Source organism: Flavobacterium sp. (genome assembly GCF_031423415.1).
Lineage (GTDB): Bacteria > Bacteroidota > Bacteroidia > Flavobacteriales > Flavobacteriaceae > Flavobacterium.
Genome location: NZ_JANPFL010000108.1, coordinates 1 through 1315 on the forward strand (window position 1 = coordinate 1; position 1315 = coordinate 1315).

A 1315-nucleotide genomic window follows, 5' to 3' on the forward strand; every position below is an offset into this window, starting at 1 on the left:
TATTTTTTTAAAGGCCAATTTAATTGCATCAATATAAGAAATTGGGTGAATTTCTAGCATTTTTTGTAATCGATTGTCGGCACAAATTACTTCCATTTTCATAGAATCGACAAGGTTTGATGCTAATTTGAAACTTGTCGAAGTTACAAAATACAACCAATAAGAAGAAAGTTTTGGCGTGAATATCGGAATTGTAAATATAGAAAGTTTGATGCCACGAGTTTTGGCATACAATTGCATCATTTGTTTGTAGGTAATGATGTTTGGCCCACCAATATCAAACGATTGGTTGTAACAATCTTCTCGATTAATAACGCCAGTTAAATAGTGAATAACATCACGAATTGCAATGGGTTGCGATTTGGTCAAAACCCATTTAGGAGTTATCATAATTGGTAATTTTTCGCATAAATCTCGAATAATTTCGAATGACGAACTGCCTGAACCAACTATAATTCCTGCTCGCAAAACGGTTGTGTTGTAATTTCCTTTTAACAGAATTTGCTCGACATTGCTGCGAGATTGCATGTGTTTGGATAAATTTGGATCATTGACAATTCCAGATAAATAAATGACTTGATTGACTTTCATTTTATCCATATAGATATTTAAATTATTGGCTGCCAATGATTCCATAATGTCAAAATTCTTGGTAGAACTTGTCATTGAATGAATCAAAAAATAGGCTATATCTATGTCTTTCGGATAGTTTTGTAATGTTGGATCTTTCAAGAAATCGACTTCCCAAATAGTGACTCTGGCTAATGTTTGCTTGTCTAAACCTAATCGCAAAGCATCACGAACACAACAAACTATTTCGTGACCTTGTTCGAGTAATTCGGGCAAAAGTCGTCTTCCGACATATCCGTTGGCGCCTGTGAGGAGGATTTTCATATCAGATAATTTTAATATTTGACACAGATTTCACAGATTTTCACAGATTTTAATTCTAGAAAATTTATTAAATCTAAATTTTAATAAAATTACTAAAAATTAATGAGAATTTTAGATTGAAACATTTTTTTTTAACCTTTAGGAAATGGACAGCGAGATTGGCTTCAGATTGCCACGTTTTCTCGCAATGACAATCTAAATTCCTCGAACAATGCTTAAAACCGAACTGATAATGTATTGAACACCAATGGCTATGGTCAAAAAACCAACAATTCTAGAAATGGCAACAATTCCAGAAGAACCTAGAATTTTTGCCAAATAATGCGCACTTCGAAGTATTAAATAAATGGCTAAAGAAACTGCCAAAATGGAAAAACTCGAGGCAATTAACTCATAACTTGTATGATGTTCTTGATAATAG

Annotated in this window: 2 protein-coding genes; both read right to left on the reverse strand. The window is 32.9% G+C overall.

Annotation, left to right across the window (positions count from 1 at the left end; all coding sequences use genetic code 11):
- On the reverse strand, positions 1 to 894 hold an 894-nt coding region (locus RMO83_RS09625; protein WP_310559468.1), incomplete at its 3' end, for an NAD(P)H-binding protein.
- Between the two features lie 195 nt (positions 895 to 1089).
- Positions 1090 to 1315: MarC family protein (locus tag RMO83_RS09630; protein WP_310559469.1), on the reverse strand; the 226-nt coding region annotated here is incomplete at its 5' end.